The organism is Pseudohongiella sp. O18, assembly GCF_021729085.1.
Classification (GTDB): domain Bacteria; phylum Pseudomonadota; class Gammaproteobacteria; order Pseudomonadales; family Pseudohongiellaceae; genus Pseudohongiella.
In genome coordinates this window covers 509,824-522,812 of record NZ_JAJSAR010000001.1, presented here as the reverse complement: position 1 = coordinate 522,812, position 12,989 = coordinate 509,824, and the positions used below count along the sequence as shown (strand labels likewise).

Sequence of the window (12,989 nt, the reverse complement as noted above, 5' to 3'; positions counted from 1 at the left end):
GAGAAGCAGTTATGAAGTCACGCGTTATCCAATCATTAGTGGTACTGGCAATTGGCGTTGTGGGTGTCCAGGCTTTCGCACAGAGCGATAGCCTGGTCGCCGAAGATGCACAGATCCAATTACTGAGCGATACGTTCACCTTCACGGAAGGTCCGATAGCCGATGAGGCCGGGAACGTTTATTTTTCGGATATCCCTGCCAACCGTATTCATCTGTGGACTGTTGATGGCGAGCTGCAGACCTTTCGTGAACAGACCAATGGCAACAACGGTCTGTTTTTTGATGCCGACTGGGTGCTCTACGGCGCCGAGGGTGGTGCGGGCCGCATCAGCCGAATGGACAGTGAGGGCAATGCCACGGCAGTGATCGATCAGCACAATGGCGCTCCTTTCAACAGCCCGAATGATCTGTGGATTGACCCGCAGGGTGGCATCTACTTTACTGATCCACGCTACGGCAGCGAAGCAAACCTGCCACAGCCGGGTTACTACGTGTATTACCTGGCGCCTGGAGCTTCAGAAGCGGAAGTCATCATTACCGACATGCAGCGTCCGAACGGCATTATTGGCACCGCTGATGGAGAGACTCTGTACGTGGCCGATCATCAGGGTAACCAGACCTTTGCCTACAACATCGATGCCCCCGGTCAGATCAGCGGAAAAAGGCTGATTGCCCCGCAGGGTTCCGACGGTGTCACACTGGATGAGCATGGCAATCTGTATTTGACTGGTGGTAACAATATCACGGTGTACAGTCCGGAAGGAGAGGTGCTGCAGGTGATTGAGTTTCCATTGGCGCCTGCCAATATGACCTTTGGTGGGCCGGAGCGCAATGTTCTTTATGTCACCGCACGCAGAAGCCTGTTCGCCTTGCCGATGAATGTCAGAGGTATGTACTGAGCAACCAACAGGCTGACAAATAGAATCTGTCAGATATAGGTGGTCTGAGCCATCGGGTTAAGATCCGTCTCAGTCCACCACTGGCAATGGAGTGCGATAGAATTCATACCGCCCGCGCCCGGCCGCTTTGGCCTTGTACATAGCCACGTCGGCGTGGTGGAGCAGACTGGAAAAGTCGTCTCCATCCTCAGGTGCAATTGCCACACCCATGGATATTGAGGGTTTGATCGAAACACCATCAAGAACAACTGTTGTTGCAACGGCTTGAATTATCTTGTCCAGCACGCGTTTGAGGTCGTCTGTCGCTCTCAGGCCCCCGACAAGAATCAGAAATTCATCGCCAGCAATTCTTACGAGTTTGTCCGAACGTCGCAACTGCTGAGTGATGGTTTCTGTTACATGCTGCAATAAGGCATCGCCGCGTGCATGCCCCATCGAATCATTGATCTGCTTGAAATTGTCGACATCGACAAACACGAAACCGACGCTGGCATTCTCAGCCTGGCTCTGACCAATCACGTCCACAAACAATTGCTCTGCCATCCGTCGGTTGGGTAGCCCGGTCAGCTTGTCATGATTGGCCAGATGCTCTGCAGCCAGCTTGGACTGCTCTACATCGACCAGCTCCTGCCGTAATCGCGCCAGCAAGAGTAACAGGTCAGACGCCAGCACACGAATCAGGAAAGTGGACGCAGCCAGGACAGCCAGGTGATCAATCATCGTCAGATAACCACGTGTGACTTCTGTGCCGGTGCGCCAGCCATTCATGGTCGCCACGCTGAGAATGACGATGTACAACAACATGCTGACAGAGACAACGTAAAACGATCGCGGACCGACCATGACCATGGCCAGCAAAAGCACCGCAGGGTAAGCGATCACCGCGGCAGAGCGCAGACCGGAGCCGTCCCACATACTCTGAAAAATACAATACAAGGCGACCGCCAGAATGAGGTGGCTGGCCAGCGTTGTCTGGCCTCGCCGCAAAAGTAGCAGTGTGCCACACAATAGAACCACGCAGATCGTCATGTAGACCGTGATCGATAGCTGACCACTAAAGACGGCAACGACCGCCAGTGTTGCAAGCAATAAAATGCAGACAAGAACAAACTGCTGGACTCGCCGATTGCGAATCTCTTCGATATCCCCTTGCAGCCGCAGCAGTCTGTTTTTGTCGGTCATTTCTTCAGTGGCGAATCAAGTAGTCAAAAGCACTCAGTGCTGACCGTGACCCTTCTCCCATAGCGATAACAATCTGCTTATAGGGTATCGTGGTCACATCACCGGCGGCAAATACGCCGGGAATATTGGTCTCACCGCGGTTGTCGATCTCAATCTCTCCAAATTTGCTGGTTTTCAAAGTGCCCTTGACCCATTCGCTGTTTGGCAGCAAACCGATCTGCACAAAAACACCTTCCAGCTCCACAGTGTGCGATTGCTCGCTTTGTCGGTCCTTGTATACCAGGCCAGTCACTTTCTTGCCATCGCCCAATACCTCTGTGGTCTGCGCCGAGGTGATCACCTTGACGTTGGGCAGGCTGCGCAATTTGCGCTGCAGTACTTCGTCTGCCTTGAGCGTGTCGGCAAATTCCAGCACCGTCACGTGAGCGACCAGACCTGCCAGGTCGATGGCAGCCTCAATACCTGAGTTGCCGCCGCCGACAACAGCGACACGCTTGCCCTTGAACAGGGGGCCGTCACAATGCGGGCAGTACGCCACACCCTTGTTCTTGTACTCCGTCTCCCCCGGCACATTCAGTTCACGCCAGCGTGCGCCAGTGCTGATAATGATCGACTTGGCCTTCAGTGATGCACCATTGTCAAATTTGATCTCGTGGAAACCGCCAGGTTCAACGGCAGGCACCAGAGCCGACGCGCGTTGCAGATTCATGATATCCACCTGGTACTGTTTGACGTGCTCTTCGAGCTGTCGCGCCAGTTTCGGGCCTTCCGTTTCCTGCACAGAGATGAAGTTTTCGATTGCCATGGTGTCGAGTACCTGACCGCCAAAGCGCTCAGCCGCGACACCGGTTCGAATACCCTTGCGCGCTGCGTAAATCGCCGCTGCCGCACCGGCTGGGCCGCCGCCCACGATCAACACATCAAATGGATCCTTGCTCGCCAGCTTCTCGGCTTCGCGCTTGGCGGCGCCGGTATCAATCTTGGCGAGAATCTCATCAACTCCCATGCGGCCCTGTCCGAACAGCTCACCGTTCAGATAGATGCTGGGGACAGACATGACCTCGCGCTCTTCGACTTCTTTCTGGAACAGAGCACCATCAATGGCCACATGTTTGATATTGGGGTTCAAGACCGCCATCACATTCAGGGCCTGCACCACATCCGGGCAATTTTGACAGGACAGCGAGAAATAAGTTTCAAAGGCGAATTCACCGTCAATGGCTTTAATCTGGGCGATTTTTTCCTCACTCAGCTTGGGTGGATGTCCACCCGTCTGCAGCAGCGCCAGAATCAGTGAAGTAAACTCGTGTCCCATCGGGATGCCGGCGAACGTCAGATGCATCTCGGCATCGGGCCGTTGCAGGCTGAAAGACGGGCGTCGGCTATCCTGACCGTCCTCACGAACAGTGATGTGCGGACTCAGCGATGCGATGTCCTGCAGCAGTGCGCGCAGCTCCTTTGATTTCGCGCCGTCATCAAGCGACGCGACCAGCTCGAAAGGCCGGGAGACTTTCTCCAGATACGCTTTCAGTTGGGCTTTCATGTTGGCGTCTAACATCACGTTTTTCCTCGATAAATCAATGCACAAGGGCAGTGTTTACACAAATTTCGGGCAAAAGAAAGCCCGGACGATAGCCGCCCGGGCTCTCGGGCTTACTGCAGTAAAGCGTTTTAGATTTTACCTACCAGGTCCAGTGACGGCGCCAGTGTTTCTTCGCCTTCCTGCCACTTCGCCGGGCAAACTTCGCCGGGGTGCGCAGCGACGTACTGAGCAGCTTTGACTTTGCGCAGCAGCTCTGAGGCATCGCGGCCGATACCGCCAGCAGTAATTTCGACTACCTGGATCTTGCCATCAGGATCGATCACAAAGGTTCCGCGCTCAGCCAGACCGGCTTCTTCGATCATGACTTCGAAGTTGCGGCTGATGGTGCCAGTGGGATCGCCGATCATCGGGTAGGTGATCTTGCGAATGGTATCTGAGCTGTCATGCCAGGCTTTGTGCGTGAAGTGCGTATCAGTAGAAACGCTGTAGATTTCAACGCCGCGTGCCTTGAATTCTTCGTAGTTGTCAGCCAGGTCGCCCAGCTCAGTGGGGCAAACAAAGGTGAAATCGGCTGGGTAGAAGAACACAACTGACCACTTGCCGGTCAGATCAGCTTCGGTCACTTCGACGAACTCGCCATTGTGGAATGCGGTCGCTTTAAAGGGTTTAACTTCGGTATTGATCAAAGACACGTAAAGACTCCTTAATTTCCCTGTGCCGAATCCAGTTTGATCGGCGGTTCACTTAACAGCCACAAGAATAGCCCTATTTTCAGCTTAGGTAAAATGAAATATATATTAACAAACGATAGAAATAATAAATGATGTCGCTCGCTGTCGGCGTCTACAGTCAATAGAAGGCAGTCACCAGAACGTAGATCAGCGCGGCACAGAGACAAAAATACAGGATTACTTTGACAGGTTCCTGACGCAGTCTGTCCAACTGCGTTTCGGCTCGCCCGGCGGCCTTGTCCGCTTCGTACTGTGCACGGGACTCTCGCTGGCGCTGTGACTGGTACTCGGCCAGCAGACTGGAGGCCAGGCCGTAGTCGTCATCGTTGCGCAACCAGATGCCAGGCATTGAAATGCCCCAGTTGCCAGCACTGGTCTCATAGAAGTCTATATCATGGTCGTGCAACAGCTGGCGCACGTCTTCGGCTTCATCGTCAGGTACATGGCGCAGTTTGAATATCAGGCGTGACATAGTTGTAATAGAGAATGGACTGGAGTGGTCATGTTACTGGCATCGGCCGCAGGAAAACATAGCCAACCGCAACAAAGGGAAGAAGAGGGAGAGCATTATGTTGGAGAAGGCAGGTTTCACGGCTGCACAGGCGATCGTTGCGCTGGTTCTCGCGAGCATAGCAACGCTGGCGAGCGCGCAGACAGCGGTCTGGCAGGTCAGCAAAGATGACGGCAATCACATTTACCTGGGCGGCACCATTCACCTGTTGCGCGCCAGTGATTATCCACTGCCACCTGAGTATGAGCTGGCATATCAGGAGTCAGACCGCCTGTTTTTCGAGACTGATATCGGGGCCATGAATGACCCTTCGCTTCAACAGCGCATGATGGCCCAGATGACCTACCAGGACGGTCGCACCCTGCGAACAGTGCTGAATGAGGAAGCGTATCAGGCGCTGTCAGATTATGTGGCATCGGCCGGCCTGCCCATCCCGCTGGCCATGATGCAGACTTTCAAGCCGGGTCTGCTTATCAGCACCCTCAGCGTGCTGGAGCTGCAAAAGCTCGGGTTTTCACCCCAGGGAGTTGATATGTTTTTCCATACCCGGGCCATGGGAGATGGCAAGGATCGTGGACAGCTGGAGACGCTTGATCAGCAGCTCGCGCTGCTTGCCAGTCTGGGCGAGGGCTATGAAAGCGATTACGTGATGTATTCGCTGGAAGATTTCAAGGACATGGAGTCGCAGCTTGAAACCATGGTGAGCAGCTGGCGCGCAGGTGACCTGAGTGTGCTGGAAGAGCAATTCGTCGGTTCAATGGGCGAATTCTCCGACGAGCTTTATCAGGGCCTGCTTGTTGACCGCAATCAGGACTGGCTACCGCTTATCGAGGCCATGTTCGAACAGGAGGGTACAGAGTTCGTTCTGGCTGGCGTCGCGCATATGGTAGGAGAAGATGGGCTGTTGGCAATGCTGGAGAGTCGTGGTTACGAGGTGACTCAGGTGATGGCACAGCCGTGATGCCTGCTGTGCCGTGCCCGGTATTAAAGACTTGGATCAGTTGGCAGTTTTGTGACTCAGGATGATCTGGCGAGGGCCGCGGGTGTTGGTTTGACCGCTGGTGCCCGTTGGAATCTGCTGGACCTTGCCGCCGGATTTGAGAAACGCTGCCACCTGGCGGGCCAGATCTTCGCGATCACAAACAGGCAGGTCTTTCTTGGATTTGCTGGACATGACACTAAACCTTGATATCTACCGTAAAAAGTCGATCAGTATACACCAATCCCCCCTTTCCTGTCAGCTCGTCAATTTGTGCCTGCAGCCTTTTATACCGCCGGCAATCTGCTAGAATCGGTCAATCTGTTGGAGAGAGATCAGTATGACCGATAAAACTGCAGCGAAAAAAACAACATCCAAAACCACGTCGAAAGCCAAGTCTGCGGCGACCACCAAGACCAGTTCCGCCAAGTCGACTGCCACGTCGCCCAAGGCGGATACCAAAAAGGCTGCGGTGAAAAAAGCGCCTGCAGCCAAGTCTGCGACCGCCGCCAAGAAAGCAGGCGTGGCTAAAAAAGAGCCTGTAGCCAAAAAAGCGCCAGCCGCTAAAAAAGCGCCGGTAGCCAAGAAGGCGCCCTCAGCCAAGGCAGCGTCTGCAACCAAGAAAGCTCCGGCGACCAAGAAAGCCCCTGCGTCAACGACCAGGACGACCGCTGCCAAGGCGACTACAAAAGCCAAGGCTGCGACAGCTGCCAAGCCCAAAGCCGATTCCAAAGCAAAATCTGCAACAGCAGCCAAGCCCAAGGCTGCTGCCAAGTCTGGAACTGCAGCAAAAGCCAAGGCCGCAGCCAAGCCCAAAGCTGCCGCCAGTCCCAAGGCAGCCAGCAAGCCGAAGACAGAGGCAAAACCTGAGACAGCAGCAAAATCCAGGGCCGCGACCAAGCCTAAAGCTGAGGCCAGGCCCAAAGCGGCGGCTAAACCCAAAGCGGCGTCCAAACCAAAAGCAGCCAGTAAGTCCAAAGCAGCCGCCAGCCCGGTGCCAGATATCACAGCAGCTCCGGCAGAGCCTGTTAAAGAGAGCGTCAAGGGTGCATCGGTCAGCTTCAGCTCGGTGCAGGAGCCGCCTGCTCATTTGACTATGCGAGTCGAGCCGAATCGCGTTGTGGCGTTTCACTATCGCTTGTGCGAAGTCCGCCAGGACGGAAGTTACTCAGCCTGGATTGAAAGCTCATTCGGACGTCAGCCGCTGTTGTACCTTCACGGACACGGTAATGTGGTGCCGGGGCTGGAGCAGGCAATGGCCGGCAAGCGAGCGGGCGACGTGCTCAATATTACCCTGACACCAGATCAGGCCTACGGCCCGAGAAAGTCCAATGAGCTGATCCGTCTTCCCATCAAGCAGTTGCATAATCCACCCACTGGCAAGAATCTGGTGCCAGGTGTCATTGTTGGGGTGAAAACAAACCAGGGTGTTCGCAATGCGTTGGTTGTCAAAGTTGGCAAATTCAATGTGGATGTCGATTCAAATCACCCGTATGCCGGTCGCACACTGCACTATCAGATCGAAGTGCTGGGGGTGCGCGCGGCAGCTCCGGAAGAAATTGCACACCGTCATGTGCACGGACCGGGCGGTCACCGCCATTAATCCGGGCTTGGCTCCCGTCTTCGCATGAAGGCGGACATCGCCCAGTGCTGACTCAGTCAGTGACAAAAAAACCATAACAATAAGCCACCAGGCAGAGGCACAAGATGACAATAGAAAATGAAAGCCGCAGACAGTTATTGAAGGCGGGTGTAGGGGCAGGACTGGTCGCCGCCACAGCAGGTGTTCCATGGTTTGCGCTGGCACAGGGCGAGCGAGTCATGCGTTTCCTGGATGTGCCTGAGGGCTGGGGCCCCGGGCCGCGTCAGCCTGGTGCCACGCATATTATTGACACCCGACAACTGACGGATTTCTATAGTCACGATTTTTATGTGGTTCAACACTACGGCCAGCCCGAACTCGATGTCGCTCAGTATGAGTTGTCGCTTACGGGTCTGGTTGATCAACCCTTGCGCTTTACACTGGATGATTTGCGTGCGCTGCCCAGCCGCGAAATAGACTGTGGCTTCGAGTGCGGTGGCAATGGCGGCCGTATGTTTCACGGACTGGTTGGCAATGCGCGCTGGCGTGGTGTGAGTCTTAAGGATCTGCTGGAGCGTGCCGGTGTGCAGTCAGCAGGTCGAGAGGTGGTGTTTTTTGGTGGTGATATGGGCCGCGAGGAAATCCGCGGTCGCGAAGTCGAGAAGGCTTTCGCGCGCAGTCTGTCGCTGGAAGACGCCATGCGGGACGACAACCTGATCGTCTACGAAATGAATGGCGAGCCACTGCCGGTTCATCATGGGCGTCCGGTCCGCCTGTTAGTGCCAGGCTTCTATGGGGTCGCCAATGTTAAATGGCTGACCCAGATTCATGTGCAGGATACCCGCTATATGGGTCGTTTCATGGGCCGTGACTACGTCACGCTGAAACGAGAAATGGTTGGCGGTGAAGAGCGCTGGGTTGAAAATTCTGTAGCGCGAATGAATCTCAAGTCAGTCATTGTCCGCGTTACCGACCGTGGCGGCAGCCATCGCATCAGTGGGTTTGCTTTGAATGATGGCACCCCGCTGCGCAGCATTGAAGTCAAAATCGACGACGGCCCCTGGCAGCAGGCGACTATCGATCCGCAGGCGAGCCAGTATAGCTGGAAGCCGTTTTATCTGGACTGGCAGGGTGCCAGCCCGGGAGAACATACCCTTGTCTCACGCGTGACCGATGTCAATGGACAGGTCCAGTCGCCAGCCGATCAGCTGCCGGAGCGGGTCAGTTACTGGGAAGAGTTTGGTCAGTTCCCGCGTCGCGTCATGATTGAGGCCTGAAGTAGCGGCCTTGCAAGTGCCGCTGACGCCAGACTGGCGGATGCGGCGGCAAGGACACGGATCATAAGCTGGGTGAGAGTCATATGAAAAGTTATCTGGTGCTGACACTGATTGGCAAAGACCAGCCGGGGCTGGTGGAGTCGCTGGCGCAGATTGTTGCCCAGCATCACGGCAACTGGCTGGAAAGCAATATGTCGCGCCTGGCCGGGCAATTCGCCGGCATCCTGCGAGTCAGTGTTGATCAGGACAAGGCAGACGAGCTGGTCACGGCGCTGGATGCGCTTTCACCCAAACTCAGACTGGTAGTCCAGCGCCCTGCCCCTGGCGAAGATGGCAATGAGTCCAGTGCACCTCGTCAGGCCGTCAGGCTGTCGCTGGTGGGTAATGACCGTCCAGGTATTATCCGGGATATTTCTGGCGCCCTGGCGCGCAATCAGGTCAATGTCGACGATCTGGAGACAGAATGCAGCCCGGCTCCGATGGCCTCCGACATGCTGTTCAAGGCCAATGCCCTGCTGCACGTGCCAGCAGGGATGGATATAGATTCTCTGAGAGCCGAAATCGAAAAGCTCGCCGACGATTTGATCGTCGATATCACGCCTGCCGAAGACTGATAACCGGCCAGCCCATTTTGCTCGCGTGGGCCCGCAGTTTATCATCAGGGTCAACAGCCACCGCTTTGCCAGCAGCTTCCAGCAATGGGATATCATTAAACGAGTCGCTGTAGAACACGCTGTTCTCCAGCGTCAGGCCCTGGTACTCAGGCTGCTTGCTGTTGGTTTCCAGCCATGACTTCAGCTTGGTGATTTTGCCAGCCTGAAAGCAAGGCGCCCCGCTAATCTTGCCAGTCAGCACCCCTTCCAGATACTCCAGATCTGTAGCAATCAGGTCGTGGACCCCCAGTCGCTTGGCGATAGGCTCAGTCACAAAACGGTTGGTAGCGGTCACAATAAGGCAGATATCGCCCTTGTTCTTGTGAGAGTCGACCAGCGCCTGGGCACTTGGCAGCATAATCGGGTCAATGAACTGCTGCATGAATTTGATGTGCAGCTCCGCCAGCCGGGTTTGCGTATAACCCACCACCGGTGACACCGCAAACTCCAGATACTCGGTCATATCCAGCGTGCCCTGCTGGTACTGAGCATAAAAAGCATCGTTCTGCTGACGGTGTGACTCGGCATCGGCCAGGCCTTCACTGATCAGGAACTCGCCCCAGGCATGGTCGCTGTCGCCGGCCAGCAAAGTGTTATCCAGGTCGAAAATAGCCAGGGTTTTCATGCAATGGTTCCTGTTGCTTGGGTTGAGGGGTAATTGCCACGGCGCGGATTATAACCCGAGGCTGGCGCTTTTTTGTGGGACGTTTTTGTGAAACAATGCGGTGCTGGCATGTCTGTGACAGCAACGCCCCTATAGAGTGTTAATCGATCTGGAACGGATCGGAATTTGATCGGAATGCAAACGTAAATGATTGATGCTGAAGGCTTCAGACCGAATGTCGGTATCATCATCTGCAACCCTCGAGGGCAGGTGCTGTGGGCCAAGCGTATTGGTCAGGATGCCTGGCAATTTCCCCAGGGTGGCATCCGCAAGGGTGAGCGGCTGCAGCAGGCAATGTACAGGGAATTAAAAGAAGAAGTCGGGCTTGAGGCCAGGGACGTGGAAATACTCTCAAGTACGCGGGACTGGTTGTACTACCAGCTGCCGCGTCATTATATCCGGCAGAACTCCAACCCGGTCTGTATCGGGCAGAAACAGAAATGGTTTTTGTTGAGTCTGCGCGGAGAAGAGTCACGTATCTGTCTGTCCAATCAGGACGATGCGCCGGAGTTTGATGACTGGCAGTGGGTGAGTTTCTGGTATCCGCTCAGCCAGGTTATCGACTTTAAACGCGAGGTATACCGTCAGGCGTTGCGACAATTGGTCAAGCCTCTCAACCGATACGTGAATTCGTAAACGAGTCGCCAGCCAGGCGAACCATCCTATGCTCGATAGATTGCGTGAAATAGTCCAGGAGGTGAACACCGCCAGGGACCTGCAGACTGCGCTCGACATTATTGTGTCGCGCGTACGGGATGCTATGAACACGCAGGTCTGCTCGGTTTACCTGCTGGACAGCGACATCAATTGCCATGTCCTGATGGCCTCCGAGGGTCTTCGCAAAGAGTCTGTTGGCCACGTAAGCCTGCAACTGGATGAGGGTCTTGTTGGCCTGGTGGCGCGCAACGCTGAGCCGGTTAATCTGGAAGACGCTCGCGCTCATCCCAACTATCACTACCTGTCGGAAACCGGCGAGGAAGAGTTCCGCTCCTTTCTTGGCGTGCCTATTATCCACCACCGAAATGTGCTGGGCGTGCTGGTAGTACAGCACCGGGACAAACGGTCTTTTGACAACGGTGAAGAAGCCTTTCTGATCACGCTGTCTGCGCAACTGGCAGGGGTGATCGCTGCGGCCGAAGCCAGCGGCGCCATTCAGGGTATGAGCCCCTCCGGTCAGCGCCGCGCCGACACCAGTTTTGCGGGTATCTCTGGCGCATCCGGTGTAGCGATAGGCCAGGCAGTGGTGGTGTTCCCGCATGCAGATCTGAGCCTGATTCCCAGCCGGGTTGCTGAGGACATCGATGCCGAACTGGCAGCCTTTGCAGACGCCCTGAATCGTGTACGTACTGACATCAAGGCGCTCAGTGACTCAGTGGGTCAGCAGCTGCGACCTGAAGAGCGCGACCTGTTTGATGTTTATCTGCGTATGCTGGACGACGATGCCCTGGGTCGCGAGGTTAATGACCTGATCTCGGGTGGTCAGTGGTCGCAGGGTGCTCTGGCCGAGGTAGCCACCGACCACGTAAAGGCATTTGAACAGATGAAAGATCCTTACCTGCGCGAGCGCGCGGCGGATATCAAGGATCTTTGCAGTCGTGTGCTGTTTTACCTGCAGGAAACCGAGCGCGACAAACCCAAGGAATACCCGGATAACACCATCCTTGTTGGAGAGGAGCTGGCGCCTTCGATGCTGATGGAAGTGCCGCGCGAAAAGCTGGTTGGTATGATCTCAGTTAAAGGCTCAGGTAACTCACACGTAGCGATTCTTGCGCGGACGATGGGCATCCCGACCGTCATGGGCGCCCTGGATCTGCCCTATAGACGCCTCGACGGCCGCCAGGTCATTGTCGATGGCTACAATGGTACCGTCTATACCAGTCCGTCGGATCAACTGCTGGCGCGTTACCAGGAAGTCATCAAGGAAGAAGAACAACTGGTCCGTGGTCTGGAAGGGCTGATCAATCTGCCTTGTGTCACACCCGACGATCATCGTGTCAGTCTGTGGGTCAATACCGGTCTGATGACAGACGTTGTGCGTTCGCTGGATCACGGTGCCGAAGGCATTGGTCTGTTCCGCACAGAAGTGCCTTTCCTGTTGAGTGAGCGTTTCCCCAGTGAACAGGAACAGGCGGCCATCTACCGGCAGCAGCTTGAGGCTTTTGCTCCCAAGCTGGTCACCATGCGGACACTGGACGTCGGCGGCGACAAGGCCCTGCCCTACTTCCCGATTGAAGAGGCGAACCCCTTTCTTGGCTGGCGCGGCATTAGGGTGACACTTGACCACCCCGAGATTTTTATCGCGCAGGCACGGGCAATGATCCGCGCCAGTGAGGGCCTGAATAATCTGCAGATCATGTTGCCAATGGTTTCCAATCTGCAGGAGGTCACCGGCGCTACCCAGATTATCAAGCGTGCTCTGCGCGAGCTGCAGGAAGAAGGGCTGGATGTTCGCATGCCACCGATTGGTGTCATGATCGAATTGCCGGCGGCCGTTTACCTGACACGCGCACTGTGCCAAATGGTGGATTTTGTGTCAGTCGGCAGCAATGACCTGACGCAGTATCTGCTGGCTGTTGACCGAAACAACCCCCGGGTGGCTGACCTGTACTCAGCCTTCCACCCTGCGGTGCTTAACGCGCTGCAGCATGTCGTCAATGAAGCCCATGCCGAAAACAAACCGGTCAGCATCTGTGGTGAGATGGCTGGTGACCCCGGTGCAGCGCTGTTGCTGATGGCGATGGGATTTGATGTGCTGTCGATGAACGCCTCGACGCTGCTCAAGGTAAAGGCAGTGATTCGTGCCGTCACGCTCAGCACTGCCAAAGAGCTGCTGCAGGATGTCATGAAACTGACCGACGCGCAGAGTATCCGAAGCTGTGTTGACCTGGCGCTTTACAACGCCGGCGTGGATCGACTATTGCGCTCGTCACGCAGCAATTAACACGGAATAGATATTTACGACCTTCAG

At 55.4% G+C, this 12,989-nt stretch carries 14 protein-coding genes; 7 read left to right on the top strand and 7 right to left on the bottom strand.

The genetic code is table 11. The features are described from left to right. Positions 1 to 11: 11 nt before the first annotated feature. Positions 12 to 899 carry an SMP-30/gluconolactonase/LRE family protein gene (locus tag LVD14_RS02380; protein ID WP_237132432.1) on the top strand — a complete coding sequence of 296 codons (888 nt, stop codon included), beginning with the start codon at positions 12 to 14 and terminating at the stop codon, positions 897 to 899. A 69-nt stretch (positions 900 to 968) separates the two neighbouring features. Here LVD14_RS02380 and LVD14_RS02375 read toward each other — a convergent pair whose 3' ends face one another. From LVD14_RS02375 to LVD14_RS02360, 4 genes are all read right to left on the bottom strand, one after another. Then, positions 969 to 2,081: a GGDEF domain-containing protein gene (locus LVD14_RS02375; protein ID WP_237132431.1), complete on the bottom strand. Its 1,113-nt coding sequence runs from the start codon at positions 2,079 to 2,081 to the stop codon at positions 969 to 971. A gap of 4 nt (positions 2,082 to 2,085) precedes the next feature. Continuing rightward, complete coding sequence (ahpF, locus tag LVD14_RS02370; RefSeq protein WP_237132430.1) at positions 2,086 to 3,639, bottom strand: alkyl hydroperoxide reductase subunit F; 1,554 nt, start codon at positions 3,637 to 3,639, stop codon at positions 2,086 to 2,088. A gap of 113 nt (positions 3,640 to 3,752) precedes the next feature. After that, positions 3,753 to 4,316 carry an alkyl hydroperoxide reductase subunit C gene (gene ahpC, locus LVD14_RS02365; RefSeq protein WP_237132429.1) on the bottom strand — a complete coding sequence of 188 codons (564 nt, stop codon included), beginning with the start codon at positions 4,314 to 4,316 and terminating at the stop codon, positions 3,753 to 3,755. A 157-nt stretch (positions 4,317 to 4,473) separates the two neighbouring features. After that, positions 4,474 to 4,827, bottom strand: coding sequence for a DUF6164 family protein (locus LVD14_RS02360; RefSeq protein WP_237132428.1), 354 nt, complete (start codon positions 4,825 to 4,827; stop codon positions 4,474 to 4,476). Positions 4,828 to 4,924: 97 nt separating this feature from the next. Here LVD14_RS02360 and LVD14_RS02355 point away from each other — a divergent pair, with 97 nt between their 5' ends. Further along, on the top strand, positions 4,925 to 5,827 hold the full coding sequence (locus LVD14_RS02355) for a TraB/GumN family protein (RefSeq protein ID WP_237132426.1): 903 nt from the start codon (positions 4,925 to 4,927) through the stop codon (positions 5,825 to 5,827). A 36-nt stretch (positions 5,828 to 5,863) separates the two neighbouring features. Here LVD14_RS02355 and LVD14_RS02350 read toward each other — a convergent pair whose 3' ends face one another. After that, the gene (locus LVD14_RS02350; protein WP_237132425.1) at positions 5,864 to 6,040 is read right to left on the bottom strand and encodes a hypothetical protein; all 177 of its coding nucleotides are present in this window, start codon (positions 6,038 to 6,040) and stop codon (positions 5,864 to 5,866) included. Positions 6,041 to 6,151: 111 nt separating this feature from the next. Then, a complete protein-coding gene (locus tag LVD14_RS02345) occupies positions 6,152 to 6,853 on the bottom strand; it encodes a hypothetical protein (protein WP_237132424.1) in 702 nt (233 codons plus the stop codon). Between LVD14_RS02345 and LVD14_RS02340 the strand changes: the two genes are divergently transcribed. From LVD14_RS02340 to LVD14_RS02330, 3 genes are all read left to right on the top strand, one after another. Further along, positions 6,840 to 7,448, top strand: a complete 609-nt coding sequence (locus LVD14_RS02340) for a peptidylprolyl isomerase (protein ID WP_317622177.1) — start codon at positions 6,840 to 6,842, stop codon at positions 7,446 to 7,448. The genes LVD14_RS02345 and LVD14_RS02340 overlap by 14 nt on opposite strands. Positions 7,449 to 7,552: 104 nt before the next feature. Then, on the top strand, positions 7,553 to 8,704 hold the full coding sequence (locus tag LVD14_RS02335) for a molybdopterin-dependent oxidoreductase (protein ID WP_237132423.1): 1,152 nt from the start codon (positions 7,553 to 7,555) through the stop codon (positions 8,702 to 8,704). Between the two features lie 83 nt (positions 8,705 to 8,787). After that, positions 8,788 to 9,318, top strand: coding sequence for a glycine cleavage system protein R (locus LVD14_RS02330; protein WP_237132422.1), 531 nt, complete (start codon positions 8,788 to 8,790; stop codon positions 9,316 to 9,318). Here LVD14_RS02330 and LVD14_RS02325 read toward each other — a convergent pair. After that, the gene (locus tag LVD14_RS02325; protein ID WP_237132421.1) at positions 9,299 to 9,982 is read right to left on the bottom strand and encodes an HAD family hydrolase; all 684 of its coding nucleotides are present in this window, start codon (positions 9,980 to 9,982) and stop codon (positions 9,299 to 9,301) included. The genes LVD14_RS02330 and LVD14_RS02325 overlap by 20 nt on opposite strands. 186 nt (positions 9,983 to 10,168) lie before the next feature. Between LVD14_RS02325 and LVD14_RS02320 the strand changes: the two genes are divergently transcribed. Next, entirely contained in the window at positions 10,169 to 10,657 is a 489-nt protein-coding gene (locus LVD14_RS02320) for an RNA pyrophosphohydrolase (protein ID WP_237132419.1), read from the top strand. A 28-nt stretch (positions 10,658 to 10,685) separates the two neighbouring features. Continuing rightward, entirely contained in the window at positions 10,686 to 12,962 is a 2,277-nt protein-coding gene (gene ptsP, locus LVD14_RS02315) for a phosphoenolpyruvate--protein phosphotransferase (RefSeq protein ID WP_237132418.1), read from the top strand. Positions 12,963 to 12,989: the final 27 nt, after the last annotated feature.

Bases quoted from the DNA above. Each gene is read 5' to 3' on its own strand.
- LVD14_RS02360 (WP_237132428.1), bottom strand. From the start codon at position 4,827: ATGTCACGCCTGATATTCAAACTGCGCCATGTACCTGACGATGAAGCC.
- LVD14_RS02375 (WP_237132431.1), bottom strand. From the start codon at position 2,081: ATGACCGACAAAAACAGACTGCTGCGGCTGCAAGGGGATATCGAAGAG.
- LVD14_RS02335 (WP_237132423.1), top strand. From the start codon at position 7,553: ATGACAATAGAAAATGAAAGCCGCAGACAGTTATTGAAGGCGGGTGTA.
- LVD14_RS02350 (WP_237132425.1), bottom strand. From the start codon at position 6,040: ATGTCCAGCAAATCCAAGAAAGACCTGCCTGTTTGTGATCGCGAAGAT.
- LVD14_RS02355 (WP_237132426.1), top strand. From the start codon at position 4,925: ATGTTGGAGAAGGCAGGTTTCACGGCTGCACAGGCGATCGTTGCGCTG.
- LVD14_RS02320 (WP_237132419.1), top strand. From the start codon at position 10,169: ATGATTGATGCTGAAGGCTTCAGACCGAATGTCGGTATCATCATCTGC.
- LVD14_RS02380 (WP_237132432.1), top strand. From the start codon at position 12: ATGAAGTCACGCGTTATCCAATCATTAGTGGTACTGGCAATTGGCGTT.
- LVD14_RS02325 (WP_237132421.1), bottom strand. From the start codon at position 9,982: ATGAAAACCCTGGCTATTTTCGACCTGGATAACACTTTGCTGGCCGGC.
- LVD14_RS02330 (WP_237132422.1), top strand. From the start codon at position 8,788: ATGAAAAGTTATCTGGTGCTGACACTGATTGGCAAAGACCAGCCGGGG.
- ahpF (WP_237132430.1), bottom strand. From the start codon at position 3,639: ATGTTAGACGCCAACATGAAAGCCCAACTGAAAGCGTATCTGGAGAAA.
- ptsP (WP_237132418.1), top strand. From the start codon at position 10,686: ATGCTCGATAGATTGCGTGAAATAGTCCAGGAGGTGAACACCGCCAGG.